The sequence below is a fragment of the Streptomyces sp. sk2.1 genome, from assembly GCF_008120935.1.
Taxonomy (GTDB): Bacteria; Actinomycetota; Actinomycetes; order Streptomycetales; family Streptomycetaceae; genus Streptomyces.
In genome coordinates this window covers 91,542-117,421 of the sequence record NZ_RDBO01000083.1, presented here as the reverse complement: position 1 = coordinate 117,421, position 25,880 = coordinate 91,542, and the positions used below count along the sequence as shown (strand labels likewise).

Genomic DNA, 25,880 nt, shown 5'->3' with positions numbered 1-25,880 from the left:
CCCGCGTGGATGATGTAGAAGTCCATCTTTCCCGCGTTCCACTGGTGCTCCTCGGCGACCGCCTCCAGCGCCGGCGCGAGGGGTTCCATGGTGCCGGGCACCCGCTTGTCGAGCTGGAAGTGGAATCCGGTGGAGCGGACCGCGTAGGAGATCCAGTCCTCGGTGGCCGGGATGACGAACGAGCCGTTGCGCTCCAGCCGTACCCCCGTGCCGCCGCTGCCCCGCACCGCGGAACCCGGCTCGCAGTCCTCCCTCTTCGAACCCCGCACCGGCACCGAGCTGCCCTTCGACGACCTGCTCCAGGTGTACGCCGACCAGCTGCGCCGCCACGACGCCGCCGAGCACCCGGCCCGGATGCGCCTGCTCACGGCCGCCGAGTCGGCCGGCATGCTGGTCGCCGCCGAGATGAACCGGGCGGGCCTCCCCTGGCGCGCCGACGTCCACCGGGACGTGCTGGACGAGCTGCTCGGCGAGCGGTACGCGGGCGGCGGCGAGCCCCGCAGACTGGCCGAGCTGGCCGACGAGGTCTCGGCCGCCTTCGGCAGACGGGTCCGCCCCGACCTCCCCGCCGACGTGGTGAAGGCGTTCGCGCAGGCCGGCATCAGGATCAGGTCCACCCGGCGCTGGGAGCTGGAGGAGCTGGACCATCCGGCGGTGGAGCCCCTCGTCCGGTACAAGAAGCTGTACCGGATCTGGACGGCGCACGGCTGGAGCTGGCTCCAGGACTGGGTGCGCGAGGGCCGCTTCCGCCCCGAGTACCTCCCGGGCGGCACGGTCAGCGGCCGCTGGACGACCAACGGCGGCGGGGCGCTCCAGATCCCCAAGGTGATCCGACGGGCGGTCGTCGCCGACGAGGGCTGGTGCCTGGTCGTCGCGGACGCCGACCAGATGGAGCCCCGGGTGCTCGCCGCGATCTCCCGCGACCGCGGCCTGATGGAGGTCGCGGGCCACGACGGCGACCTGTACACGTCCCTGTCCGACCGGGCCTTCCACGGCGACCGGGAGCACGCCAAGATCGCCCTGCTCGGCGCGGTCTACGGCCAGACCTCGGGCGACGGGCTGAAGAACCTCGCCGCCCTGCGCCGCAGGTTTCCGCTGGCCGTGGCCTATGTCGACGAGGCGGCGAGGGCGGGCGAGGAGGGCCGTCTCGTACGGACGTGGCTGGGCCGGACCAGCCCTCCCGCGGCCGGGAGCGGCGAGGCCGGGGAGGCCGGTCTCCCGCAGGAGGGCATCGACCCGGTCCCCGCCGACGACGAAGGGTTCACCCCCGGCTACGCGTCGACGAACGCCCGCGCACGGGGCCGTTTCACCCGCAACTTCGTGGTGCAGGGCAGCGCGGCGGACTGGGCGCTGCTGCTCCTGGCCGCCCTGCGCCGATCGCTCCGCACCGCCGGGCTCCGGGCCGAGCTGGTCTTCTTCCAGCACGACGAGGTGATCGTGCACTGCCCGCGGGAGGAGGCGGAGGCGGTGGTGGCGGCGATCCGGGCGGCCGGTGAGCTGGCCGGTCGGACCGCGTTCGGCGAGACACCGGTGCGCTTCCCGTTCACGACGGCGGTGGTGGAACGCTACTCGGACGCGATCAACCAGGGCAGCAGCGCCGCCCACTGGCTGGGCACGGACCAGCTCGGCCGGGACATCGCCGCCCGTGTCGTGGTGGCGACCCGGCTGACCCTGGGGCTCACCCTGCTGGCCGCCGTGATCGGCGTCGGTGGCGGGCTGCTGCTGGGTGTCGCCCCGGCGGTCGTGGGCCGGCGCCTCGGACGGCTGATCACCGCGACCGCCCCTCTCCTCCCCGCCCCTTTCCCCTCACTCCGGGAGCCTGTGATGACCACGACGAGTCCCCTCGACCGGAACGCCGCCCTCGCCCTGCTGCGGGAACGGATCCTGGACGTGCCCGACCATCCGCGCCCCGGGGTGGTGTTCAAGGACATCACCCCCCTGCTGGCCGACCCCCTCGCCTTCCGCACCCTTGCCGACCTGCTCGCCGACGAGTGCGTCCGGCTCGGGGCGACCGCGGTCGTCGGCATGGAGGCGCGGGGGTTCATCCTCGGCGCGGCCGCCGCCGCGCGGGCCCGGGTCGGCTTCGTCCCCGCGCGCAAGGCCGGCAAGCTGCCCGGCCCCACCCTGTCGCGGGCCTACGACCTGGAGTACGGAAGCGCCGTCGTCGAGCTCCGGGCCGACGCCCTGCGGGCCCACGACCGGGTCCTGGTCGTGGACGACGTCCTGGCCACCGGCGGCACCGCCGAGGCCGTCCTGCGGCTGGTCCGGTCCACCGGGGCGACGGTGGCCGGCCTGGCCGTGCTGCTCGAACTGCCCTTCCTCGGCGGGCGCGAGCGCCTCGCCCCGGCCCTCGCCGATGCCGGTGCGGAGCTGCACGCCGTCGTCGTCGCATGACACGACGGCTCCGCCCCGTCACCCCCGGTGGGGCGGTGACGGGGCGGAGCCGTGCGGGACCGGGCCGGGTCTACTGGGCCAGGTAGCCGCCGTCCACCGGCAGTACGGCCCCGGTGATGAACGACGCCTCGTCACAGGCCAGGAAGCGGATCGCGGCGGCCACCTCGGCCGGTTCGCCGATCCGGCCCATGGGGTGCATGCGCTCGATCGCCGCGAGGTACTCGGGGCCCCCGGGCTCCTCCGGAAGCCTGCGCACCCGATCGGTGCGCACGGTGCCCGGCGCCACCGCGTTGACCCGGATGCCGCGCGAGGCCCACTCGACGGCCAGGTGCATGGTCAGCCCGGTCGCCACGAACTTGGCGGGGCCGTACGTGCTCTGGCCCCGCTGTCCGGCCAGGCCCGAGATGGAGGACAGGCACACGATGGCGCCGCCGCCGTTCGGCTCCATGGCCTCGATCGCGTACTTGCAGGTCAGGAACATGCCCCTGCCGTCGATGGCCATCACCTCGTCCCAGTCGTCCGCATCGGCCTCGGTGATGTCGAGCAGCGGGATGATCCCCGCGTTGGCCACCAGGACGTCGAGCCGCCCGTACTGGTCGACCGCCGCCGCGATCATGGCCCGGGCGTCCCCGGGGTCCGACACGTCGCCCGTGACGGCCACCGTTCCGAAGCCCTCGCCGGCCAGCCGGGCGACCACCTCGGCGAGCGCCCCGGCGTCCCGGTCGGTGAGCACCAGCCGGGCCCCCTCACGGGCGAACAGTTCCGCCGTCGCCTCCCCGATGCCGTGCGCCGCACCGGTGATCACACAGACCTTCCCGGCCAGTGTCCCGCGGGCCGTGCCGCTGCCGTCGTCGTCACGCATCCGCGCTCTCCTCGCCGTCACACATCCGTGCTTCTCCCGCCGTCACGTGTCCGTACCCATCCGTGCCCTCCGCGCCGTCCGCCCGACCCCCGCCGCTCCCGCGGTCCACGACGTCGACCGCCGTCACCGCGCCGTGGGACGCGGACCCCACCAGGGCCCGGTACTTCGCCATCACGCCGTGCCGGTAACGGGGCTCCGGCGCCCGCCAGCCGGCCGCCCGCGCGGCCAGCTCCTCCGCCGTGACGTCCAGCCCGACCCGGCGTCCGGGCAGGTCGACGGTGACGACGTCCCCGTCCCGGACGTGGGCGATCGGCCCTCCGACGGCGGCCTCCGGCGCGAGGTGCCCCACCATCAGCCCCCGGGTGGCCCCGGAGAACCGCCCGTCCGTCACCAGCGCCACCGACTCCCCGAGCCCGCGCCCCACGATCGCCGCGGTCACCCCGAGCATCTCCCGCATGCCGGGGCCGCCGCGCGGTCCCTCGTACCGGATCACCACCACGTCACCCGGACGTATCGCGCCCGACTGCACGGCGGCCATGGCGTCCTCCTCGCAGTCGAACACCCGGGCCGGTCCGGTGTGCACCGGGCGGACGTGCGGCGTCGCCTTGACCACCGCGCCCTCCGGCGCGAGGGAGCCGTAGAGCACCAGCAGGGCCCCGCTCGGGCTCAGCGGACGCGCCACCTCCGCGACGACGTCCTGCCCGGGCTCCTCCTCGGCCTCCCCGGCCTCCTCGCCCAGGGTCCGCCCGGTGACCGTCGGCGTGGTCCCGTCGACCAGACCCGCCCCGACCAGGCGCCGGGCGACGAGCGCCGTGCCGCCCGCCCGGTCCAGGTCGACGGCCGTGCGGCGGCCGAACGGCTTCAGATCGGTGATCACCGGCGTGCGCGCGCTGTACGTGTCGAAGTCGGCGAGGTCCAGGGGGACGCCCGCCTCCCGTGCGATCGCCAGCAAGTGCAGCACCAGGTTGGTGGAGCCCGCGGTCGCGGCCCCCGCCACGACGGCGTTGCGGAACGCGGCACGACCGAGCAGGGTGCGGGGGGTCCGCCCGGACGCCCACGCCTCGACGGCGAGCCGGCCGGCCCGTACCGCCCACTCCCGCCGCCGGGTGTCGGCCGCGGGCGGCCCGGCCGAGCCCAGCGGGGACAGACCGAGGAACTCCATCGCCATGGCCATGGTGTTGGCGGTGTACTGCCCCCCGCAGGCACCGGCGCCGGGACACGCCCGCCGTTCCAGACGGGTCAGGTCCGCGTCGCTCATCCGGCCCGCCGCGTGGGCGCCCACCGCCTCGAAGACCTCGGCCAGGGTCACGTCCTGGCCGTCGAACCGCCCGGGGGCCATCGCCCCGGAGTAGAGGATCACCCCCGGGATGTCGAGCCGGGCGTGGGCCATGGCCGCCGCCGGGATGGTCTTGTCGCAGCCGACGACGGTGACCATGGCGTCGAACATGTGGCCGCGGGCGACGAGTTCCAGGGAGTCGGCGATCAGGTCCCGGCTCACCAGCGAGGTCCGCATGCCCTCCGTGCCCATCGTGACCACGTCGGAGACGGCCACGGTGTTGATCTCCATCGGGGTGCCGCCCGCGGCCCGCACCCCCTTCTTCACCTCCTCCGCGAGCATCCGGTGCGTGTGGTTGCAGGGCATGGTCTCGGTCCAGGAGTGGGCCACCGCGACGACCGGACGCTCCAGGTCCTCCTCGGTGAACCCGACGGCACGCATCTGCGCGCGCGCCGGGGCCCGGTCGGGGCCGGCGTACAGCAGGCGGCTCCTGCGCGTGGGCGGGACTGCGTTCATGAGACCTCCGCGGGTGAGGGGTCGGGGGCGGCCCGGTGGACGCCCCGGGGCAGCGGGTCGCGCAGCGCGGACGCCCGGCGGGCCAGCCAGAATCCGGCCGCCTGGCTGGTGACGACGGAGACGAGGACGAGAACGGCGAAGAACCCGTCGTTGATGAGCCCGGCCTGGTGGGTGACCCCGGCGAGGATCACCCCGAGCGTGCCGCGGGCGTTGAGGGCGAGCGCCAGGGAGCCGGCGAACGCGCTCGTCTCGCCCGCCAGCCGGGCCGCGCCCCAGATGCTGAGCGTCTTGACGCCGCACGCCAGCAGCAGGAACCAGACGAAGAACCACACGTCGAACTCCCGGACCAGATCGAGCCGTACGCCGACCAGGGCGAAGAAGACCGGCACGAAGAACGCCTGGGAGAACCGGCCGATCGCCTCCCACGCCCGCGACGCGCGCTCCTTCGCCCGGCGGTCCCCGGCCTGCTCGTCCCCCCGCGCGGCGCAGATCCCCGCGACCAGCCCGCCGAACACCGCGTTGACGCCGAGGCCCAGACAGATCAGGACCACGACCAGCAGGAAGGCCAGCCGGAAGGCGATCGGGCTGCGCCGCGCCACGACGTTGCCCCGGTGCTCGGCGAGCCACCGGAACCAACGCGGCCCGCGCACCAGCGCGCACCCGACGAAGACCAGGCTGATCAGCGTGAAGTAGACGGCGCTCCACAGCGGCGACGCGCTGCCGAACGTGTGCCACAGCCCGACGGACTGCTCGGATCCGGCCTGCGCGAGACCGAGGGCCACGGCGAGCACGACGTAGAGGATGATGTCCTCGATCACCGCCACCATCAGCACGATGCGGCCGAAGACGGTGTCCATGATGCCGAGGTCCATCATGATGCGGGAGATCACCGGGATGGCCGCCACCGCCATCGCCAGGGCCACGACGAGAGCCGTCGTCGCCGTCGTCCCCGCCGGTCCGGCGAACCGCCCCGGCCCCGACAGCAGCACGACCCCGGCCCCGACGACGAACGGGAGCAGCAGCCCGGCCGCCGCCGCGGCGGCCCCGGTGCGCCGCTCGCGACGGGCCGCCCTGACCCTCAGCTCCGCACCGGCCAGGAAGAGCAGCAGCAGCTGGCCCAGCTGGTACAGCGCGTCCAGGCCGTGCGCCACCGGCCCGGAGGACGGGAACAGCGCGGCGACGAGGCCCGGCGCGAACAGGCCGAGGAACGAGGGCCCCAGCAGGATGCCGCCCACGATCTCCCCGATGACCGGCGGCTGCCGCAGGGCCGAGAAGAGAAATCCGCAGCCGTGCGCCACGACACAGACCGTGGCGAGCGCCGCGAGCAGATGAACCGTTTCCCTGGCCTCCAATGCCGCCCCCTCCATACGAGTCGTATCTCATCGCTCATCCGACTCATCGCTCATCCGGAATTCATCGGGATCAACGCTAGGAGCGCCGGCCGCCCTGGAAATGCACCCACGGGATTGCCGCTCTGCGAGAAGGGGCCGAACACCTTGGCGGAAAGTCGCAGTCCCTTTGCGACGGCCGGCGGAAGCCGGAAAGCCGGGCGGAGGAAACCATCGGGGAACACGGCCGCGCGAGGTCACGCGGGATGCCGAGGGAAGGAACACCTGCCGTGAACATTCTCTTCATCGGTGACATCGTGGGGGACCGCGCCGTCGCGGAACTCTGCGCGTGGCTACCGGGATTCCGCGCCGAGCGGCGGATCGACCTGATCGTCGCCAACGCCGAGAACTGCGCCCCGAACGGCCTCGGCATGGCCGGGCCCCAGGTCGACCGGCTGCTGGCGGCCGGGGTCGACGTCATCACCGGCGGCAACCACTCCTGGGACAGCGACGAGTCCGTCGAGCTCCTCGAACTTCCCCAGGTGCTGAGGCCGTTGAACATCGGCGCGCACATCCCGGGCCGCGGCCTGCTGCACGTGGGCACCCCGCTCGGCGAGGTCACCGTGATCAATCTCGCCGACCACGCCGCCATGCGGTCGGTCAAGGCGATCGAGGACACCTTCCGGCCGGCCTTCGGGGCCTGGCGCGAGGCCGAGCGGCGGGGCGTCGTCCTCGTCGACTACCACGGCGACCACGTCCTGGAGAAGCAGATCTTCGCCCGCGCCGTGGACGGCGCGGCGACCGCCGTCCTGGGCACGCACAGCCACGAGGCCACCATCCCGCTCCACGTGCTGCCCGGCGGCACCGGCTTCGTCACCGAGGTGGGCATGACCGGGCCGTCGGACGGCATGCAGGGATTCGCGTACGACATCCTGGTCAAGGGGCTCCACGAGACCGGCAACCCCTTCGCCCACGGGATACCCCCGGTCTCCGGCGGTCCCCTCGTGCTCGGTGCCGTACTGCTGCGCACCGAGGGACGGCGCACCGTCGGCATCGAGCGCCTCACCTGGGGGGCGGGACGATGACCGCGCCGCTTCCCGCCTCCGCCGAGGTGGTGGACCTCTCCCTGCCGGTCGCCGAGGACCTGCCCTGCTTCTGGCCGACCCACCAGCCCTTCCAGCACAAGACGTGGAACTGGTTCACGGACGTGCGCTCCCCCGCGGGATCGGTGTCGAGCCGGGGCGGCCCCTACGCGACCCGCTGGATGGCGATCGACGAGCACACCGGTACCCACTGCGACGCGCCCACCCATTTCATCCCGCCCGAGGATTCGGGGCTGCCGCACGCGGGGCCCGCCGGCGCCCTGTCCGTGGACCGGCTTCCGCTGGACCGGCTGATGGGCCCCGCGGCCGTGATCGACGTCCGCGCGCTCGACGTCCCGGGCACCCCGGGCGGGACGAGCCCGCTCGTCCTTCCCGAACTGATCACCTCCTGGGAGGCGGCGCACGGGGAGCTGGCCGCCGGCGACGTGGTCCTGTTCCGCACCGGCTGGGACACCCGCTACCTGCGCGGCACGGCCGGCCACGGCTATGTGCACGACGTCGTCGTCTCCGGGACCGCGCCGGGCTGGCCCGCCCCGTCCGTCGAGGCGCTGGAGCTGCTGCTCGCCCGCGGGGTGCGCTGCGTGGGCATCGACGCGCCGTCGATCGGCGCCGCGCACGACCCCGTACCCGTGCACGTCGCCGGTCTGCGCACCGGTGCCGTCTACGTCGAGGGGCTGGCCCGGCTCGACCGGCTGCCGCACCGCGGCGCCTGGTTCTGCTTCCTGCCGCTGAAGATCGAGCACGGCACGGGCGCGCCGGGCCGCGCCGTGGCGCTCCTGCCGGCCACCCCCGGGTGAACCGCCCGCCGCAGTGGGCCGTTGCGCCCCCGCGGCTACGACGAAAGTCGCATCCACGGCATCCCTTCCGGCGATGCCACGAGGGCGTACCGGCGGAAGACTTGGCCCGCTGACACACCGGTCCCCGGTCCCCCTCGCCCACGTCCCCCCGTCACTCCAGCCGAGAAGGCGAGCCGTCCAACCATGGAGACCCCGACCAGCTGTCAGCGCACCAGCGGCATGCCCGTGCACAAGTACCGGCGCTACGAGAAGTTCCCCCTGCCCGACCGCCGTTGGCCCGACCGGATGCCCGAGCGGGCGCCGCTGTGGGCCAGCGTCGACCTCAGGGACGGCAACCAGGCGCTCATCGACCCCATGGACATGGACCGCAGATGGGCCATGTACCGCCTGCTCCTGCGGATGGGCTTCAAGGAGATCGAGGTCGGTTTCCCGCTGTCCTCGCAGGCCGACCGGGACTTCACCCGCGCCGTGATCGAGCAGGACGCCATTCCGGACGACGTGACGATCCAGGTGATGTCGCCCATCCGGGACGGCATGATCGAGGAGACGGTCCGCTGCGTCCGCGGCGCTCCCCGGGTGATCCTCCAGATCTACAACCCCACCTCGGCCGCCCAGCGCAGGGTCGTCTTCGGCATGTCCCGGGAAGAGGTCAAGCGGCTCGCGCTCGTCGGGGCCGAACGGGCCCTGCGGCTCCGCGACTCCCTGCCGGGCACCGAGATCCAACTCCAGTACGGCACCGAGTCGTTCACCCAGACCGAGCCCGAGTTCGCGTTGGAGGTGTGCAACGCCGTCCTCGACCTGTGGCGGCCCGAGCCCGCCGAGGGGTGCCGCATCGTGCTGCCGAGCACGGTGGAGTGCTACCCGCCGCACGAGTTCGCCGACCGCATCGAGTGGATGCACCGCAACCTCTCCCACCGCGAGGCGATCATCCTCTCCCTCCACCAGCACAACGACCGGGGCAGCGGCATCGCCTCGGCCGAGCTGGCGCTGCTGGCGGGCGCCGACCGCGTGGAGGGCACGCTCTTCGGCAACGGCGAACGGGCCGGCAACGTCGACCTGATCACGCTGGCCATGAACCTGTACTCGCAGGGCATCGACCCCGGGCTCGACCTGAGCTTCCTCGACGAGGCCCGGCAGATCGTCGAGTACTGCAACCGCCTCCCCGTCCCGCCCCGCCACCCCTGGGTCGGGGACTTCGTCTACACCTCCTTCGCCGGGTCCCACCAGGACGCCATCAGCAAGGGCCTGGCGGAGCGCGGCACCGACGAGGGCCGCTGCTGGGACGTGCCCTACCTGCCGGTGGACCCGCGGGACGTGGGCCGCGACTACCAGGCCCTGATCCGGATCAACCAGCAGTCCGGCAAGGGCGGCATCGCCTACCTCATGAAGCAGGAGCACGGATACGTGCTGCCCCGCCGGCTCCAGATCGAGCTGGCCGCCGTCGTCCAGGCACGGTCCGAGGCGACGGGCGAGGTCACCCCGGAGCGGCTGCTCCGGTGGTTCACCGACGAGTACCTCACCACCGGCGCGGCCGACCCCACCGCCCCCTCCGACGCCGAGACCCGGCTCACCCCGCGGGACGTCGTCGTACAGCCCCCCGGCACCGCCGCGGCGAACGGCGCGGGGGCCGACTGGAAGGTCTACGTCGAGGCCGCCGACGGAACCACGGTGCGCTGGGGCGTCGGGGAGGGCGCGACGCAGGACGAGGCCCGGGGCCGCGCCCTGCGCTCCGCGGTGCGCCGACTGGCCGCCGCCACGCACACGGGACCGGAGGAGCACTGATGGAAGCACTGATACGGCACACCGGAACCGTCGCGCCCCTGGAGCGCGGCGGTGTGGACACCGACCAGATCATCCCCGCGCGGTTCTGCCGGCGGCTCGGCCGGACCGGCTACGAGGACACCCTGTTCTTCCGCTGGCGCCGGGACCCGGACTTCACGGTCACCTCGGAGCGCCACGCGGGCGCCAGTGTCCTGGTCAGCGGCCCCGACTTCGGCATCGGCTCCTCCCGGGAGCACGCGGTGTGGGCGCTGCGCGACTTCGGGTTCCGGGTGGTGGTCGCCCCCTCCTTCGGGGACATCTTCCGGGCGAACGCGACCAAGAACGGCGTGCTGACCGCCGAGGTCCCCGAGGAGAGCGCGGCGCGGCTGCGCCGGGCGGCGGCGGCCCGGCCCGAGCTGCCCGTCCTCGTGGACCTGGAGCGGCGCACGATCACTGCGGACGGCCTGACCGTCGGGTTCGGCATCGACGGTTACAGCCGCTGGCAGCTGATGAACGGGTTCGACGACCTCCGGGCGACGCTGAGCAGGGCGGAGAAGATCGACGCCTACGAGGCGACCCGGCCCGGCTGGCTGCCGACGACGCTCGGGTCATGACAGGGCCCGACCGCGGAGAACGAGGAAGAAGAGAGCTGGAAAGACGATGACACATCTGTACGGCATCGACGCCCGGTCCGGCGAGCGCCTGGAGCCCCCGGTCCCGGAGACCACGCCCGCGGAGGTGGCGGAGCGGTGCGCGGCGGCCGACCGGGCGGCCCCCGCCCTGGCCGCGCTGCCGCTCGGCACCCGGGCCCGGCTGCTCGAAGCCGTCGCCGCGGGCCTCGACGCCGTGGCGGACGAGCTGATCGGCTCGGCCGACACGGAGACCGCGCTCGGGCGCCCCACCCTGGAGGCCGAACTGGCACGCACCACCAACCAGTTGCGTCTTCTCGCCGAGGAGGTCCGGCGCCCCGACTTCCTGGGCGGGCGCACCGAGCAGGGCCCGGACGGCACCCCGTCGTTCCACCGGGCCCTGCTGCCCGTCGGCCCGGTCGCCGTGTACGCGGCGAGCAACTTCCCCCTCGCGCTGGCCGTGGCCGGCTCGGACACCGCCGCGGCGCTGGCCGCGGGGTGCCCCGTCGTCGTCAAGGCGCACCCCGGTCACCCCCTCACCTCGCGGCTCGTCGACGAGGCCGTCACCGGGGCGCTGCGGGGAGCCGGGGCCCCGGACGGCACGTTCTCCGTGGTGCACGGGATGGCGGCCGGACAGGCGCTGATCACCGATCCGCACATCAGGGCCGCCTCGTTCACCGGTTCCCAGGCCGGCGGCCGCGCACTGTTCGACGCCGCCGCCTCCCGCCCCGACCCGATCCCGTTCTACGGTGAACTGGGCAGCGTCAACCCCGTGTTCATCAGCCGGGCGGCCGCGTCGGCCCGCCGGGCGGAGATCGTGTCCGGCTTCGTCACGGCGGCCACCCGCTACGTGGGCCAGCTGTGCACCAACCCGGGTCTGCTGTTCCTGCCCGCGGGCCACGGCCTGGAGGAGGCCCTGGCGGCCGAGCTGTCCGAGATCCCCGCGGCCCCCCTGCTCAACCGGCGGATCCTGGAGGGCTTCCGCCAGGGCGTCCGGCGCCTGACCGGGGCCGCGGACCCGCTGGTGGCCGTCACCGACGGCCCCCACCTGTTCCGTACGACGTCCCGGGACTTCCTGGAGCGCCCGGAACTCTCGGAGGAGTGCTTCGGCCCGGCGTCCGTCCTCGTCGCCTACGAGGACGAGGCGGAACTGATCGCGGCGGCCGGTCAGTTGCCGGGCTCCCTGACCGCCACCCTGCACGCCGAACCGTCCGACGCCGCGCTCGTGGGGCGGCTCCTGCCCGTGCTGACCCGCAAGGTGGGGCGCGTGGTGTGGAACGGCTGGCCCACCGGCGTGGCGGTGAACCGGACGATGCACCACGGCGGACCGTGGCCGGCGACCACCGCGGCCGCGTACACCTCCATCGGCACCGAGTCCGTCCGCCGCTTCCAGGTCCCGGTGACGTTCCAGGACTTCCCCGGGGAGCTGCTCCCGGCAGCGCTGAAGGCGTAACGGCCACCGGGAGGCGGGGCGGAGGCCGTCCGGGCCACCGCCCCGCCCGTCAGGAGGCGGAGGGCTGCCGCCGCAGGGTCAGCAGCCGCATGCTCGCCGCCTTGTTCACCGCGCTGATGCGGGTGTCGACGTCCAGCTTCAGGTAGATGTTGGTCAGATGGCGCTTCACCGTGCCCTCGGAGATGAACAGCGACCGGGCGATGCCGGAGTTGCGCAGCCCCTGCGCGACCAGCTCGATCACCTCGATCTCCCGCCGGGTGAGGACCCCTCCGTCCGGATCGCTCAGCCGCTCCATCATCCTGCGCGGCACGGACAGCAGGACCCGGTCGTGGCTGCGCGCCGCGCCCCGGATCGTGGCGACCAGGTCGGCACCGGTCGACTCCTTGGAGATGAAGGCGTGCACACCGAGCCCCATCGCCTTGCTCACCGTGCGGACGTCCTCGTCCGCGTGCAGGACGGCGATGCTCACCGAGGGCCCGAGGTCGAGGAGTTGACGCAGCAGCGTCATGAGCGCCGTCCCCGGCAGCTCCGCGTCGACCAGTACGACGTCGGGACACTGCCGCGTCGCCGCCGCGAGCACCGCCGATCCGGTATCGCCCTGCCCGACGACGTGCACGTCCGGGGTGGCTTCGAGGATCTTGGTGACCCCCTCCCTGAAGAGATCGCGCCGGCCGCCCACCACCACACGAATCTGCTCCTCAGCCCTCAGCACGCGGCCTCCAAGACTCTGCAGAGCGATCCCCGGTCAGGTCCATGAGCCCGATCGTAGGCACTCCCGCTCGGCCCGCGCAGCCCGCACATTCATGCAGATGAACCCACTCGTTCTGACGGCTACCCATGCTGGAGACACCCCGGCCGACGGGTCCCCGCACCGAGGAACAGCACCACGAAACGGCCCACCAGGACACGGAGCAGTCCAGCCGGACCCCCACCGACCCACCGAACAACACCCCTGCCCCGCACCGCACGCCCCCGAACGCCGCAGAAAAAGCAGAAGGCCAGGTCAGACATTGTCTGACCTGGCCTTTCCTGAGCCGCCTTCGGGATTCGAACCCGAGACCTACGCATTACGAGACCGTGAGCGTTCGTGTTGCCTGGTACCTCGCCGCGCTGCGCGGTGACGTTTTCCCTGATCAGAACACGTGCGACAGGTTGACCTGGGCTACTCAGTGATGCGCCGTCCAAAGGCGTCCGGCCACCGAATGGCCACCGAGACCGGCCGCAGTAGGTTCTGTGCGACCGGAAAGCTCTCTTGTCGCCCTCCTACAGTAGCCCTGCCTGCGGCGGCTGATGTGCTCGAAGCGAGGGCGACGGCAGGATCGTCCTTCGGCGTCTGGAGGACAGCACCACGGACCTACTCAACGGCCCGCCGCTGTAGCACCCCGCCGAACTCCGGCGGCTCGCCACCGCCGGAGTTGTTGCTCAATCTCGTCTGCGGCCCGGGTCAGATCTTCGTGCTCCCAGACTCGGATCACTCTCCACCCAGCTGCGAGCAACTTCTCGTTGGTCTCGGCGTCTCTGGCCCGGTTGCCGTCGATCTTCTCTCGCCAGAAGTCTGCGTTCTTGACCGCCGGGCGGTAGTGGTCGGGGCAGCCATGCCAGAAACAGCCGTCAACGAAGACCGCGATGCGGTCACCAGGAAAGACCAAGTCCGCCTTGCGACGGATCTCGACGAGCGGCCTGGCGTTGACTCGATAGCGCAGTCCGCGCTGATAGAGCAGCTTCCGCAACGCCAGCTCGGGTCCGGTGTCCTTGCCGCGGTTAGCACGCATGGCAGCCCGGACCCCAGGCGAGGAGGCGGTTGACTCGAGCGGGAGTGTCTCCACCGCCAACAGTCCTCTGTCCCTCGCGCGTTGCCACGCCTCCGCCAGATTCTCGCCTCTGAACGCGTGCTCAACCTCGCAGACGTAGCTCTCCTGAGTCTTGCCATCCTTCGACCAGCGCAGATACGCCCGGATGCGCCGCGTCCGCCGGTACAACCGCAGGCTGATCGAAGCCCGCGCGAGGCGGCCGTCTCCTAGCGCGACATTGCGTCGGGCGCGCCCTCCGGCCGCGCGGTCCTGCTCCACCGCTGGTGCCACGGCACCGGCGCGCCGCTTGTACGCCCGCTCCGGCGGAAGTTGTTCTTTCCAGTGTCCCCCGGCCCGTTGTTCCTGCATGATCTCAGTGTCCAGCCGCTGAGAGGGCGTCGGCGACGGCATTGGCGAAGAACTCACCGAGAACGACCGGGACGGCGTTGCCGAGCTGGCGCATCTGCTCCCCGCGGGGGCCGGAGCCCAGCCATTCATCGGGGAATGTCATCGCCCGAGCCGTCTCCCGAACTGTCATGTAGCGGTGATGATGGGTCCACCCGTCCGGTGATGTGCGGTCCGCATAACCAGTGTCGAGCAGCACGACGGACTCTCCACCGGGCACACCGTGCACGCCAGCCTTGACCGTTTTGGCGGGCCTGTCGAGCTCGTTCGGTGTGTGCCCCTGGTAGATACGCGCGCCCGGCCAGCCGATGTGGTCGACGACGCCGATCTCCTTGCCGAAGTCGAACTTCTCGTCGAGACGGGTGAGGTCCACTGGCGGAAGCGCCTGGAGTTTGGCATCGGTGCCGTAGCCCTGGATGGCGTCACGCAGCGTGCGCCATGGCCTGATCTTGGGGTCTTCTTCCTTGGTCGGCTTCGGTAGCTTGGCCCGAGCCCACGCACGCGCCCGTTCTTTCGCTCGCGGAGTCACGTCCGAGTGGCGCTGCCAGTACGGTCCGTCCTCATCGAGCATCGAGCGCCACAGAGCGGTGTCCGAGAACTGAGGTGTGTTGACGTACTTCTCGAATGCCTCGATATCAACCGGAATGTCGGCACGGAACGCCACGAGCACGATGCGGTTACGGATCTGGGGCACCCCGTAGTCCGCCGCGTTCACAGGCACCATCACGACCTTGTAATGGTCGGGATCGGTGTCGTTCTCGGGGAGCCCGCCGATGATGCCCCTCAAATGCTCATTGTGCGATTCCCAGCTGACCTCGTCGTCCCGCTTCTCAAAGGGGAGCGTCAGTTCGTTCTGGATGTACTGGAAGTAGTCCGCGAAGGAGGGCCGCCGCAGACCGCGAACGTTCTCGCAGATGACCGCCTTGGGCCGGATCTCACGGACGGCCTTGAACATGGCCGGGAACATGTTGCGCTTGTCCTCGTCGCCCTTGGCGACGCCGCCGGCGCTGAACGGCTGGCACGGCGGGCCGCCGGCCAGAACATCCACCTTTCCCTGGAATGCCGTCATGTCAAGGCTCCGGACGTCCCCGGGGTAAAGCGGCGCGGGCCGCCCGGGCCTAGGAGGCTCGGGCTTCGCATCCTCGACGCGCTCGACCCCGTCCGCGCCCAGCGTCTTCCGGGCGCTCGCCACGAGCGTCTCGCACGCGCGCTTGTTGAACTCGTTGAACAGGAGCGGGCGGAAGCCCGCCTGGTGGACCGCCATGGCAAGGCCACCCCCACCCGCGAACAGCTCAACACTGGTCCGCTGCTTCTTCGTCTTTTTAGGCTGGTCAACCATGTGAGAACCATACCGCGGAGTTGGTGATCATGGGACTGTTTCACTCGAATGAGTCGCCAGAGAGTGAGCAAGACCATAGAGTTCGCAGTGATCCATCACCCCGAAGGAGCAGGGCGAATGCCTTTCGGCGCTGAAGGCCGCCAGCCCGATTCGCAGCCGCGCCAGAGCAGCGACGGCCCCTCCGGCACAGACACGCCCTTGTAGATCAGGAAGCCATGCCCTCCGAGTACACGCCCGCTACGTTCGACCCGCTGTCGACCGAACAAATCGCGAATACCGTCTGCGAGACCTTCGAGCGCCAGCCCCTGGTTTCCATGACTACGGAGATCCCGAGGTTCGAGGGATCCGGACTGTACGCGCTCTACTACCGCGGGGTCGACGTAGCCCTGTACGTGCCCCTAGCGGGCCTTCAGATCCCCGTGTACGTAGGGCAAGCCACCAGCAACAGCGCCACCGGGGCAAGGGTCCGGGAGCGGTTCCCTCTCCATAGCCGCCTCAAACAGCACCGAATCTCGATCATCGAAGGCGGCCTCCCCATCGATGAGTTCCGCTTCCGGGCGCTGCTGCTGCCGGACGTGCACGCGAATCTGGGTGAGAACGGCCTACGCGTCGGCTACCAGCCGGTATGGAACAGCATCCTCACCGGGTTCGGCAGCAAGGAGCAGGGGGCGACCACCCGGCAGAGCCGGAAGAGCAAGTGGGACACAGTGCATGATGGGCGCCGGCGCACCCACGGGGGCGTCGTCCATGACGTCGAAGCCCTCGTCTCGGCGGTCAAGGCACATATCGAGCAGCGGGTCGACGGATATGACGCTCTTCCGTGGTTGCACCCGAGCACCGAGACGTTCCTGGACCTTGACGCCCCCTGAGAGCGGCACTCTTCGGCGGTGATCAACGGCTGAGTTGGGCTCCGAGCCACGAGGCCGTCCTGGATGACCTCGCCCACGATGCCGCAGAGTAAGGCCGTCCAGCTCGTGCCGCCATCGCGGCTGTATCTGGCTGCTGTCCCCAGACCGCCCCGCACATCTGCGGCGTGCGCCAGCCGCAGCGTCGGGCTGACGCGGCCCGCGGCAGGACTTCACCCGACGCCCCTCAGGCGTGGCGGCAAGGGGCCTTGGGGCGAGCGGCGCGTCGCCCCTGGCGCTTCCCCCTGTTTAGAGGCCCACTAGTGCGGCGAATTCGAGGCTCGACAACACCGTTCGTGTGATCATCGGTGCGCTGACCAGGCGCTTGATGCTGGACGCGCCTCACGAGATGCGGCAGACAATCGAACCCGGCTCTCTAGGCGTGATGCGTGGCACATCTGTCGCCATGGCGTGAGGGCTCTCGGCCCCCAGGTGGCGAGGAGCCTCATCACCGCCGCGCCCCCTGACTGTCCGGATGAGGAGGGGACCGCACTCGATTGTCAGTGCCGTGGTGTAAGCCTTGGTTGAGCTGACAGATACCCGCTGGATCATGCTGGCGAATTCATCGAGGAGGAACACTTTGTCGACCGACGCCGAGCGGGCGCCCCTTGAGGAGATCGACCTCACGCCCTCGCCGCAGTTGTTGGAGGCGTTGGGGGACATCCCCTACAAGCCGTGGCAGTGCATGGCCGAGCTGATCGACAACTCTTTCGACGACTTCCTGACCGACCCGGACCTCACACGCGGGGAGCCCCGGGAGGTATGGATCACCCTTCCGAAGCCGACTGATGAGGACCTCTTCGTCAGTGTGATCGACAACGGTCGCGGCATGAGCCGCGAGATGCTCCAGAACGCGCTCCGAGCCGGCTACAGCGGCAAGCGCCGCTACGGCAGCCTGGGGCTGTTCGGCATGGGCTTCAACATCGCCACCGCGCGGCTTGGGAACCTGACCGAGGTGCGGACTACTCGCGCTGGAGACCCCGACTGGCTGGTTGTGGAGATCGACCTGAGGCGGCTCGCCCGCAACGACAGCTACAAGTCGCCTCTTCGCCGCGAGCCAAAGGACGATCCCGCGCTGCACGGCACGGAGGTCGTCGTCCGCCGCCTCCGGGACGAGATCGCCGAAGACCTCAAGCGCCCCCGTCGGCACGCGGCGATCCGCGCCGACCTCGGACGCGTGTACTCCTACCTTCTTCGTAGCGAGAACCCCGTACCCGGAGTCCCCGACGGCCCCATGGCTGGGCGCGGATTCAAGCTCAAGGTCAACGGCAAGAACGTGTCGCCCCGGCTCCCCTGCGTCTGGTCGGCATCACGGACAGTTACCAGGCAAGGTCGCGAGATCCCGGCGATCAAGCCCGTCGACGTCCGTCTGGCGCCCGCCCTCGCCTGCATGGACTGTGGCCACTGGCAGAACCCGGATCTCGAGTTCGACCGTTGCGTCCAGTGCGAGAGCGAAGATTTGCAGCTGCGCGAGCGGCGTATCCACGGCTGGCTCGGCGTCCAGCGGTACCTCCACGAGAGCGACTTCGGCATCGACTTCCTCCGCAACGGCAGAAAGATCCGGGTTGGGGACCGCTCCCTGTTCTCCTGGGAAAACCCAGACGATGGCACTCTCGTCCCAGAGTATCCAGTGGAGGTGCCAACCAATCAGGGACGCATCGTGGGTGAAATCCACCTTGACCATGTTCCCGTGGGCTATCAGAAGCTGGACTTCAACCGTGAGAGTCGCGAGTGGCGGTACGCCGTGACAGCCTTGCGCGGTGAGGGCCCGATGCGCCCGAAGAAGGCCGCCGCGCTGGGCTACCCACCAAATGCCTCCCACCTCGGCGAGATCTTTAAGGGATACCAGGAGAACCGCCCAGGCACTGATTACCTCATCCCTGGCGACGGGAGTAAGGCAAAGCACGAGGCAGCCCGCGACTGGGGCGCGAAGTTCCACGCGGGCCAGGCTGAATACCTCTCAGACGAGATCTGGTTCACGGCCGTACTCGCCCACGATGAGAACCGCGATAAAGGTGACCGAGCTCTGAGCTCGACCGCTGGCGCCAACGGGCCAAGCGGCTCGTTGTCCGGGCGCACAGGCTTGACTCCTCTGGGCGCCGGGGGGCAGACGGATACTGAAGGTGAAGCGCGGCCCATCCATCCCGTGGCTGAGCCCGAGCCCCAGCCGGTGGAAACAGAGGAGCAGCGGTTCGCCCGGTACCGTGCTGGCTCGACCCGGCTGTTCGACCTCGCGGGTGAGGTGAGCCTTCCTCGCTTGGGACGGCGGATCGTGACGGTCTTTGATACCCACGTGCCTCTCCTTGACGATCAGGAACGTCAGGTTCCCTCCCTGGCCCGGATGGGGCGCGGAACCAGCCTGGAGGTCTACGTCTACAGCGAGCATGCTGTGTTCCGGGAGTACGGGCGCGACCCGCGCGACTACGCGCTGGTGGAGATCGCGCAGACGCTGCATGCCTTCGAACCCGATGGGCAGAAGGTGACGGCAGTGCTCGCTGACGTCACCCGGCAGTTTCCGGACCAGCGAGTCACTGAATCCGCGCTGCGGGAGAGGGCCGAAGCAATGACCGGCCGAGTCCGGGGCCTAATGGAGCCGATCGTCCCGCTGAAGGCGGCCGAGCTGTGGGCTTCCCTCCCTGAGGACGCTCGCCTCCGCGCCGAGCGCGAGGCTGGTCGGACTGACGCCTCCCTCGACTGGCCGACGGTGGTCAAGGAGGGCGCGTTCGTGGCGTACCTCGACACGGCTGGCATCGCGGCACTCGTACGAGTATTTCCGGGCGATTTCCTCGACGGCGCGGTGTTCAAGACCTCCTGGGCCGGCTGGTCGGACAGCGAGATCAAGGACCGCCAGGTGGCGCAGGCCGTGCGCCCGCTTGAGGTCGTGAGTGAGTTCCTGGCCGAACCGGGGACAAAGACCCGGCTGGAGCTGGCGCTGGCGCGGATCACCTTCGACATGCTCGACCACAACATTGTCCGCTCGGAGTGAACCTGTGACGACCTCCTTCATGGCCCCGGATTTCCTGCGTGCCCTTGGGCCGTCGGGATTCACTCGCCAGGTAGAGCGCCTCGCGCTCCACCTGGGCTTCACCGACGTGGTCAACATCGACGGGCCCTACGACCAAGGAGGGGACGTTCTCGCGCTCCGGGAGGGAAAGCGCTGGGTTTTCCAGGCAAAGTGGAAGGCGGGGGCCGCCGTACCGTCCGGTGCGATCGACGAGGTACTCCGCGCCAAGGCCTACTACGGCGCGGACCACGCCGTAGTCGTGACGAACAGCCGCTTCGGACCTACGACCCGCAAACGTCGCGAGAGTCTCGCGGCCGCCGGGATGCGGGTGGAGCTGTGGTCTGGTCACGAGCTCATGGACTTGTACGCGGATGACGGGTTCGCTGCTCGGCGCCTTCCGCCCCATATCCTGCGGGCTTACCAGGAGCAGGCACTCCAGGCCGTCCTCGACGACCTCGACAGCTCAGACCGCGCACTGCTCGTGCTGGCCACCGGCCTTGGGAAGACAGTGGTCGGCGGCGAGGTAATCGCTCACCATCTCAGTCAGAATCCCAGCGACAAGGTCCTGGTCGTCGCCCCGGCCAAGGACCTCGTGGACCAGCTGGACCGTGCGCTCTGGCAGCACCTGCCCAAGAACGTCCGTACGCAACTCCTGACCGGAGATCACCGGCCCGACGACCTGCGAGGGGTGACGTGTGCCACTGTGGCGAGCGCCCTCGGTTATGCGCGGGCCGGCTACAGACCCGCTCTGGTGATGGTCGATGAGGCCCACCACGTGGCCGAGGATGGGCAGCTCGCCGAGCTGCTCGACGTCCTCTCTGCCAGCCGCCAATTCGGAGTGACGGCGACGCCATGGCGGGGTGACCGTTTCGACATTCGCCATCGATTCGGCGAGCCAAGCTTCACTCTTGGCATCGAGGACGGCATGCGGCTCGGCTACCTGTCCGAAGTGCGGTACAGGCTCTACGCCGACAGTATCGACTGGGACTTCGTCCGTTCGGCCAGCGAGCACAGCTACTCAATCAAGGACCTGAACGCTCGCCTCTTCCTGCCCGAACGGGACGAGGCCGTCCGCGAACAACTCATGGCTGTCTGGGAGCGAACCCCCCAACCGCGTGCGATCGTTTTCTGCCGCACCGTCGAGCACGCCGAGCAGATGGCCGCCCTACTCGGAGAGGTCCCCCAGTGGCGCGGGGTGCTCGCGGTCCACGCCGGCCTGGACCGGCGGGAGCGGCAGGGGCGGCTGATGCGCTTCCGCAGCGGACAGACGCCGATCCTCACGGCTGTCGACATCCTCAACGAGGGAGTCGATGTTCCGGACGTCAACATCCTCTGTTTCGCGCGAGTCACGCACAGCCGTAGGATCTTCGTTCAACAGCTCGGGAGAGGGTTGAGGTTGCGCGCCGGGAAGTCACACGTGGAGGTTCTGGACTTCGTTAGCGACATCCGTCGCGTCGCGGCCATCATAAACGTCCGCCAACAGGTCGCGGAGGACGAGCTGGAAATCCTGCGGCTGACGCAGCGCGGCACCAGCTTCGAGTTCGCGGACCAGCGCGCCGAAAGTTTGATGCGTGAATGGATCAAGGATGCGGCCAGCCTGGAGACCGCACTGGACGAAAGCCGTCTGCAGTTCCCCAACCCCGCCGTATTTGGAGGTTAAACCCGGATGAGCGAGATCGATGAGGAGATCCGTGGGGAGGTCCTCTCCGAGGTCTACCGCCAGATCGAGGAACTCGACTGGGACGGGCTGTCCTCGCGTGAGCGCTCACGGTGTTACGAACGATGGGTCAATGACCCATCGATCGGTGACAAGCTGGCCCGGTTCATTCCCCGGGAGAAGGTCCGGGTGTGGATCAAGGACGGGCCGGTGAAGGAACTACCCCGGGTCCGCAACGGCATCGGCCCCAACGCGAAGTACGCTTCCCGCCGTTACCCGACGGCCGATCAGATCGCCCAGCAGGTTCTCGGCCTGGACTGGCGAGCCAACCTCGACACGCTCGGGATCAAGCCCACCCAGTGTGTCGTCAAGGGGCCTGGCTCCGACGAGCGGCTCATGATGTGGGCACCACCTCAGAACCTCCAGGACCTCGTCTGGGCCGGCATCAACGCCAAGGTGGACGATCGCCCTGAGCCTCTCCTCATCATCGGGCTGACACAGGGGCAGCGACTCGGCGAAGGGGAGCAGGCAAGGCAACGCCATATCGCAGGGGTAGCAGGGCTTGAGCTGATCCACACCACGCTAAGACTGACACGCGTCTCTCCACACTGACCTTTCGGCAGTGCTTCACCGCGCTGGCGAGCAGGACATGTGGGCTGATCAAGTACAAGAAGGCGCCGACAGCGATCCCATCGTGGGCTCAAGGAGAAGGGCTCTGGGGCCACCAGCTCAGGGCGGACGTCCCTGGGCACTTCTACCGAGGACGGCGCGAATCCTGGCTCTTGTCAACTGCTCGGTAGGTAGAGGGCGTCGGTGAAGTTGAACGCGAGAGTGCTATTTAGGAGACCCGGCCCGTATTCACCACCGTCCGCATCGAGCAGAGCCTGCGTGCCCAGGTCGCCGCTCGGACCACGAGGCCCCAAGGCCGCACCGCTGACGCCGACGACTGTCGGGACTGGACCGATCACTCCTTGAGGGATCTAGTAACGGACTGCACGAGCGCGATCGTGGTGATCCCACAACGGCCGCCGCCCGGCGCACCTCTGCTTACACGACCGGCCAGGAGCCGTTCAGCACGGTGGCCGCACGCTAGGCCACCAAATGGCCACCGCACCACCCCAAACAGGTCGAGGTGAAGCCGCGGGAAGCAGCAAAATGCCAGGTCGCAGACTTACAAGAAAAAATCACCACCGACTGCCGACCTTGGGCCTACGCATTGCAATGCGTAGGCCCAAGGTGCTCGACCGGCCCACATTCCAAGGTCAAGAAAACGAAGAAACCGCAGGCCAGAGGTCTGACCTGCGGTTTACCTTGGAGCCGCCTTCGGGATTCGAACCCGAGACCTACGCATTACGAGTGCGTTGCTCTGGCCAACTGAGCTAAGGCGGCACGCCCTGTCGCACCATGGTGCGATCAGCAGCGTCGCCAAGTCTACACAGTTTCCGGGGGTGCTCCGCACCACCTTCGTTTCGAGCCGTTCTCGCAGGTCAACAGGGGGACAGCGGGGTCAGGAGCATTTCTTGCCGTCGCTCGGCAGGGTGCCTTCCAGGAGGTAGGTGTTGATCGCCGTGTCGATGCAGTCGCTGCCGCGGCCGTACGCCGTGTGGCCGTCGCCGCTGTAGGTGAGGAGGGTGCCGGAGGAGAGCTGGCCGGCCAGGGACTCGGCCCACTTGTACGGGGTGGCCGGGTCGCGGGTGGTGCCGACCACGACGATCGGGGCCGCGCCCTTCGCCTCGATGCGGTGGGGGGTGCCGGTGGGCGGGGTCGGCCAGTGGGCGCAGTTCAGGGCGGCCCAGGCGAAGGCGCGGCCGAAGACCGGGGACGCCTTCTCGAAGCCGGGGACCGCCCGCTCGACGTCCTCGGCGTCGGTGAAGGCGGGCGGGAGGTCCAGGCAGTTCACGGCGGCGTTGGCGAACATGAGGTTCGCGTACGTGCCGTTCGGCTGGCGTTCGTAGTAGCTGTCCGACAGGGAGAGCAGCCCGGAGCCGTCACCGTCCTGGGCCGCGGCGAGGGCCTCGCGGAGCTGGGGCCAGGCCGATTCGTCGTACATCGCGGCGATGACCCCCGTGGTGGCGAGGGACTCGGTGAGCCGGCGGGAGTCACCGGTTTCGATCGGGTGGGCGTCGAGGTCGGCGAAGAGCCGCTTCAGGCGGGTGGCCGCGTCGGCGGTGGAGGTGGTGCCGAGCGGGCAGTCCGCCTTCTTCACGCAGTCGGCGGCGAAGGACTGGAAGGCGGTCTCGAAGCCCGCCGTCTGGTCGCGGTTCATCTCGACGGAGGGGAGCGACGGGTCCATCGCCCCGTCCAGGACCAGCCGGCCGACCCGGCCGGGGAAGAGCCCGGCGTACGTCGCGCCGAGGAAGGTGCCGTACGACGCCCCGACGTAGTGCAGCTTCTCGTCGCCGAGGAGGGCCCGCAGCATGTCCATGTCGCGGGCGGTCTCGATGGTGGAGACATGCGGGAGGATCGTGCCGGAGCGCTTTTCGCAGCCGCTCGCGAACCGCTCGTAGGCGCTGCTCAGACCGGTGATCTCGGCCGCGTCGTCCGGGGTCTGGTCGACCTGGGTGTAGGTGTCCATCTGTGGGTCGGTGAGGCATTCGACGGGCTCGCTGCGGGCCACTCCGCGCGGGTCGACGGCGACCATGTCGTAGCGGGCCCGGACCGGGGCGGGGTAGCCGATCGCCGCGTAGCCCTGGAGGTAGTCGATGGCGGAGCCGCCGGGGCCGCCCGGGTTCACCAGGAGGGATCCGATCCGCTTGCCGGGCCCGGTGGCCTTCTTGCGGGAGACCGCCAGATCGATCTCGTCGCCGTCCGGCTCCGCGTAGTCCAGCGGCGCCTTCATCGTCGCGCACTGGAAACCCTCGACGCCGCAGTCCCGCCACTTCAGCTTCTGTCCGTAGTACCGCTCCAGCCCGTCCGGCACGGGCGGTACGGATGCCGTCGCCGGCGCGGACGACGAGGCGTTCGTCGGACTCCCGCCGGTACAGCCGGAGACGAGGAGGCCGGCCGCGCCGAGTGCGGCGGCGAGAATGCGGAGCGAGCGCCTGGTGTCCATCCCCGGAGCGTAGTCGCCGAGTGGCGGACCGCCCCGCCACCTGCCCGTACGGGTGAAAAGCGGCGAAAACCGGCACTGGGTGGAAGCGGGTGCCGGTAAGCGGTCCGCCGAGTGTCAGGGGCGGGTGCCGGTCCACCGTCCGGCGGGTGACAGGGGGCGGGTGCCGGTCCGCGGTCCGCCGGGTACGGGTCCGGGTGCCGGTACGCGGTCCGGCGGGGTCCGGTACGCGGGCGGGGGTCCGCGGACCGGGAACGGAGGAGGCCGGGTCGGTGACGGAGGGCCGGGAGTCGAGGATCTCCAGCAGTCGTTCGGCTCCCGCGGACGGCGGGGCGGGGTCAGCCCGCGCGGAGTGCCATCGTCATCGCCTCCACCGCGAGCAGCGGCGCCACGTTGCGGTCCAGCGCCCGGCGGCAGGCGATCACCGCCTCTATCCGGCGCAGGGTGCGCTCGGGGGTGGAGGAGCGGGCGATCTGGTCGAGGGCGTCCTCGACGTCCGTGTTGGCGATGGCGATCCGCGAACCCAGCTGGAGGGCCAGCACGTCGCGGTAGAAGCCGGTCAGGTCCGTGAGCGCGAGGTCGAGGCTGTCGCGCTGGGTACGGGTCTTGCGGCGCTTCTGCCGGTCCTCCAGCTCCTTCATCACCCCGGCGGTGCCGCGCGGCAGCCGCCCTCCGGCCGCGGCCCCGAGCGCGGCCTTCATCTCCTCCGTCTCCTTGGCGTCGACCTCCTCCGAGACCTGCTTGGCGTCGTCGGTCGCGGTGTCGATCAGCTCCTGCGCGGCCTTGAGGCACCCCCCGATGTCCTCGACCCGCAGCGGGAGCTTGAGCACGGCGGCGCGGCGCGAGCGGGCCCGCTCGTCGGTGGCGAGGCGACGGGCCCGGTCGATGTGCCCCTGGGTGGCCCGCGCGGCGGACGCGGCCCGCTCCGGGTCGATGCCGTCGCGCCGGATCAGGACGTCGGCCACCGCGTCGACCGGGGGCGTGCGCAGCGTGAGGTGGCGGCACCGGGAGCGGATGGTGGGCAGCACGTCCTCCAGGGAGGGCGCGCAGAGCAGCCACACCGTGCGGGGCGCGGGCTCCTCGACCGCCTTCAGCAGGACGTTCCCCGCGCCCTCGGTGAGCCGGTCGGCGTCCTCCAGGACGATGACCTGCCAGCGGCCGACGGCCGGCGAGAGCTGGGCACGGCGGACCAGCTCACGGGTCTCCTTCACACCGATGGAGAGCAGATCCGTGCGGACCACCTCGACGTCGGCGTGCGTGCCGATCAGGCTGGTGTGGCAGCCGTCGCAGAAGCCGCAGCCCGGTGCGCCGCCCAGGGCGCGGTCGGGGCTGGTGCACTGGAGGGCGGCGGCGAAGGCACGGGCCGCGGTGGAGCGGCCGGAGCCCGGCGGTCCGGTGAACAGCCAGGCGTGGGTCATCTTCGACCCCGGGGACACCGGCTCCCCCGCCCCGCCGGCGGTGACCAGCGCATCGGCGTCCCGGGCGGCGGCCGCGAGCTGCTCCTGCACACGGTCCTGCCCGACCAGGTCGTCCCATACGGTCATGGGTCACCGCCCTTCCGATGGTGTGCGCCGCGCGGCTTTCGTGCGGTACGGCCGCGCGGCCGTGGTGT

General features: G+C 70.5%; 18 protein-coding genes, 1 tRNA gene and 2 pseudogenes. 11 read left to right on the top strand and 10 right to left on the bottom strand.

What is annotated here, in order from left to right; all coding sequences use genetic code 11:
* A pseudogene (locus tag EAO76_RS37370) lies at positions 1-230 on the bottom strand (type III polyketide synthase); the annotation flags it as partial.
* On the opposite strand from EAO76_RS37370, the pseudogene EAO76_RS46915 reads away from it, so the two are divergent.
* Both EAO76_RS46915 and EAO76_RS46910 read left to right on the top strand, forming a co-directional pair.
* A pseudogene (locus EAO76_RS46915) lies at positions 211-1,578 on the top strand (bifunctional 3'-5' exonuclease/DNA polymerase); the annotation flags it as partial. The pseudogenes EAO76_RS37370 and EAO76_RS46915 sit on opposite strands and share 20 nt — an antisense overlap.
* A 246-nt stretch (positions 1,579-1,824) precedes the next feature.
* Positions 1,825-2,394, top strand: coding sequence for an adenine phosphoribosyltransferase (locus EAO76_RS46910; RefSeq protein WP_262376101.1), 570 nt, complete (start codon positions 1,825-1,827; stop codon positions 2,392-2,394).
* A 70-nt stretch (positions 2,395-2,464) separates the two neighbouring features.
* Here the strand turns inward: EAO76_RS46910 and EAO76_RS37360 are convergent, their stop codons facing one another.
* From EAO76_RS37360 to EAO76_RS37350, 3 genes are read right to left on the bottom strand one after another with little or no spacing between them, the layout of a single operon-like run.
* Complete coding sequence (locus EAO76_RS37360; protein WP_148840668.1) at positions 2,465-3,256, bottom strand: SDR family NAD(P)-dependent oxidoreductase; 792 nt, start codon at positions 3,254-3,256, stop codon at positions 2,465-2,467.
* Positions 3,249-5,048 (bottom strand): dihydroxy-acid dehydratase, encoded by a 1,800-nt coding sequence (gene ilvD / locus EAO76_RS37355; protein ID WP_148840667.1) that lies wholly within the window; start codon positions 5,046-5,048, stop codon positions 3,249-3,251. The genes EAO76_RS37360 and ilvD overlap by 8 nt, the downstream gene beginning before the upstream one ends.
* Entirely contained in the window at positions 5,045-6,400 is a 1,356-nt protein-coding gene (locus EAO76_RS37350; RefSeq protein ID WP_187438938.1) for a cation:proton antiporter, read from the bottom strand. Before EAO76_RS37350 ends, ilvD begins: the two co-directional genes overlap by 4 nt.
* A gap of 266 nt (positions 6,401-6,666) precedes the next feature.
* Here EAO76_RS37350 and EAO76_RS37345 point away from each other — a divergent pair, with 266 nt between their 5' ends.
* The 5 genes from EAO76_RS37345 to EAO76_RS37325 all read left to right on the top strand — a co-directional run bounded on the left by EAO76_RS37345 (position 6,667) and on the right by EAO76_RS37325 (position 12,119).
* Positions 6,667-7,461, top strand: coding sequence for a YmdB family metallophosphoesterase (locus EAO76_RS37345; protein ID WP_148840665.1), 795 nt, complete (start codon positions 6,667-6,669; stop codon positions 7,459-7,461).
* Complete coding sequence (locus EAO76_RS37340) at positions 7,458-8,276, top strand: cyclase family protein (RefSeq protein WP_148840664.1); 819 nt, start codon at positions 7,458-7,460, stop codon at positions 8,274-8,276. Before EAO76_RS37345 ends, EAO76_RS37340 begins: the two co-directional genes overlap by 4 nt.
* Before the next feature lie 183 nt (positions 8,277-8,459).
* The gene (locus tag EAO76_RS37335) at positions 8,460-10,058 is read left to right on the top strand and encodes a 2-isopropylmalate synthase (protein WP_262376081.1); all 1,599 of its coding nucleotides are present in this window, start codon (positions 8,460-8,462) and stop codon (positions 10,056-10,058) included.
* A complete protein-coding gene (gene leuD / locus EAO76_RS37330; protein ID WP_148840663.1) occupies positions 10,058-10,651 on the top strand; it encodes a 3-isopropylmalate dehydratase small subunit in 594 nt (197 codons plus the stop codon). The genes EAO76_RS37335 and leuD overlap by 1 nt, the downstream gene beginning before the upstream one ends.
* A 46-nt stretch (positions 10,652-10,697) precedes the next feature.
* Positions 10,698-12,119 carry an aldehyde dehydrogenase (NADP(+)) gene (locus tag EAO76_RS37325; protein ID WP_148840662.1) on the top strand — a complete coding sequence of 474 codons (1,422 nt, stop codon included), beginning with the start codon at positions 10,698-10,700 and terminating at the stop codon, positions 12,117-12,119.
* Positions 12,120-12,168: 49 nt separating this feature from the next.
* Here EAO76_RS37325 and EAO76_RS37320 read toward each other — a convergent pair whose 3' ends face one another.
* The 3 genes from EAO76_RS37320 to EAO76_RS37310 all read right to left on the bottom strand — a co-directional run bounded on the left by EAO76_RS37320 (position 12,169) and on the right by EAO76_RS37310 (position 15,653).
* Positions 12,169-12,831, bottom strand: coding sequence for a response regulator transcription factor (locus tag EAO76_RS37320; RefSeq protein ID WP_148840661.1), 663 nt, complete (start codon positions 12,829-12,831; stop codon positions 12,169-12,171).
* 646 nt (positions 12,832-13,477) lie between these two features.
* Positions 13,478-14,278: a very short patch repair endonuclease gene (locus EAO76_RS37315; RefSeq protein ID WP_148840660.1), complete on the bottom strand. Its 801-nt coding sequence runs from the start codon at positions 14,276-14,278 to the stop codon at positions 13,478-13,480.
* A 4-nt stretch (positions 14,279-14,282) separates the two neighbouring features.
* Complete coding sequence (locus tag EAO76_RS37310; RefSeq protein ID WP_148840659.1) at positions 14,283-15,653, bottom strand: DNA cytosine methyltransferase; 1,371 nt, start codon at positions 15,651-15,653, stop codon at positions 14,283-14,285.
* Between the two features lie 215 nt (positions 15,654-15,868).
* On the opposite strand from EAO76_RS37310, the gene EAO76_RS37305 reads away from it, so the two are divergent.
* From EAO76_RS37305 to EAO76_RS37290, 4 genes are all read left to right on the top strand, one after another.
* The gene (locus EAO76_RS37305) at positions 15,869-16,522 is read left to right on the top strand and encodes an Eco29kI family restriction endonuclease (protein WP_148840658.1); all 654 of its coding nucleotides are present in this window, start codon (positions 15,869-15,871) and stop codon (positions 16,520-16,522) included.
* A gap of 556 nt (positions 16,523-17,078) precedes the next feature.
* Positions 17,079-19,544, top strand: a complete 2,466-nt coding sequence (locus tag EAO76_RS37300) for an ATP-binding protein (protein WP_148840657.1) — start codon at positions 17,079-17,081, stop codon at positions 19,542-19,544.
* A 4-nt stretch (positions 19,545-19,548) separates the two neighbouring features.
* On the top strand, positions 19,549-21,222 hold the full coding sequence (locus EAO76_RS37295; protein ID WP_262376080.1) for a DEAD/DEAH box helicase family protein: 1,674 nt from the start codon (positions 19,549-19,551) through the stop codon (positions 21,220-21,222).
* 6 nt (positions 21,223-21,228) lie between these two features.
* A complete protein-coding gene (locus EAO76_RS37290) occupies positions 21,229-21,831 on the top strand; it encodes a hypothetical protein (protein WP_148840656.1) in 603 nt (200 codons plus the stop codon).
* Positions 21,832-22,531: 700 nt separating this feature from the next.
* On the opposite strand, the gene EAO76_RS37285 is transcribed toward EAO76_RS37290, so the two are convergent.
* From EAO76_RS37285 to EAO76_RS37275, 3 genes are all read right to left on the bottom strand, one after another.
* Positions 22,532-22,608: transfer RNA gene (locus EAO76_RS37285), tRNA-Thr, on the bottom strand.
* Between the two features lie 118 nt (positions 22,609-22,726).
* A complete protein-coding gene (locus EAO76_RS37280; protein WP_148840655.1) occupies positions 22,727-24,271 on the bottom strand; it encodes an alpha/beta hydrolase in 1,545 nt (514 codons plus the stop codon).
* Between the two features lie 335 nt (positions 24,272-24,606).
* Complete coding sequence (locus EAO76_RS37275) at positions 24,607-25,812, bottom strand: DNA polymerase III subunit delta' (protein ID WP_148840654.1); 1,206 nt, start codon at positions 25,810-25,812, stop codon at positions 24,607-24,609.
* Between the last annotated feature and the right edge of the window lie 68 nt (positions 25,813-25,880).

What these genes read in the sequence shown, in the direction of transcription:
- EAO76_RS46910 (WP_262376101.1), top strand. Translation starts at nt 1,825, where the DNA reads ATGACCACGACGAGTCCCCTCGACCGGAACGCCGCCCTCGCCCTGCTG.
- EAO76_RS37360 (WP_148840668.1), bottom strand. Translation starts at nt 3,256, where the DNA reads ATGCGTGACGACGACGGCAGCGGCACGGCCCGCGGGACACTGGCCGGG.
- ilvD (WP_148840667.1), bottom strand. Translation starts at nt 5,048, where the DNA reads ATGAACGCAGTCCCGCCCACGCGCAGGAGCCGCCTGCTGTACGCCGGC.
- EAO76_RS37340 (WP_148840664.1), top strand. Translation starts at nt 7,458, where the DNA reads ATGACCGCGCCGCTTCCCGCCTCCGCCGAGGTGGTGGACCTCTCCCTG.
- EAO76_RS37335 (WP_262376081.1), top strand. Translation starts at nt 8,460, where the DNA reads ATGGAGACCCCGACCAGCTGTCAGCGCACCAGCGGCATGCCCGTGCAC.
- leuD (WP_148840663.1), top strand. Translation starts at nt 10,058, where the DNA reads ATGGAAGCACTGATACGGCACACCGGAACCGTCGCGCCCCTGGAGCGC.
- EAO76_RS37325 (WP_148840662.1), top strand. Translation starts at nt 10,698, where the DNA reads ATGACACATCTGTACGGCATCGACGCCCGGTCCGGCGAGCGCCTGGAG.
- EAO76_RS37315 (WP_148840660.1), bottom strand. Translation starts at nt 14,278, where the DNA reads ATGCAGGAACAACGGGCCGGGGGACACTGGAAAGAACAACTTCCGCCG.
- EAO76_RS37310 (WP_148840659.1), bottom strand. Translation starts at nt 15,653, where the DNA reads ATGGTTGACCAGCCTAAAAAGACGAAGAAGCAGCGGACCAGTGTTGAG.
- EAO76_RS37305 (WP_148840658.1), top strand. Translation starts at nt 15,869, where the DNA reads ATGCCCTCCGAGTACACGCCCGCTACGTTCGACCCGCTGTCGACCGAA.
- EAO76_RS37290 (WP_148840656.1), top strand. Translation starts at nt 21,229, where the DNA reads ATGAGCGAGATCGATGAGGAGATCCGTGGGGAGGTCCTCTCCGAGGTC.
- EAO76_RS37280 (WP_148840655.1), bottom strand. Translation starts at nt 24,271, where the DNA reads ATGGACACCAGGCGCTCGCTCCGCATTCTCGCCGCCGCACTCGGCGCG.
- EAO76_RS37275 (WP_148840654.1), bottom strand. Translation starts at nt 25,812, where the DNA reads ATGACCGTATGGGACGACCTGGTCGGGCAGGACCGTGTGCAGGAGCAG.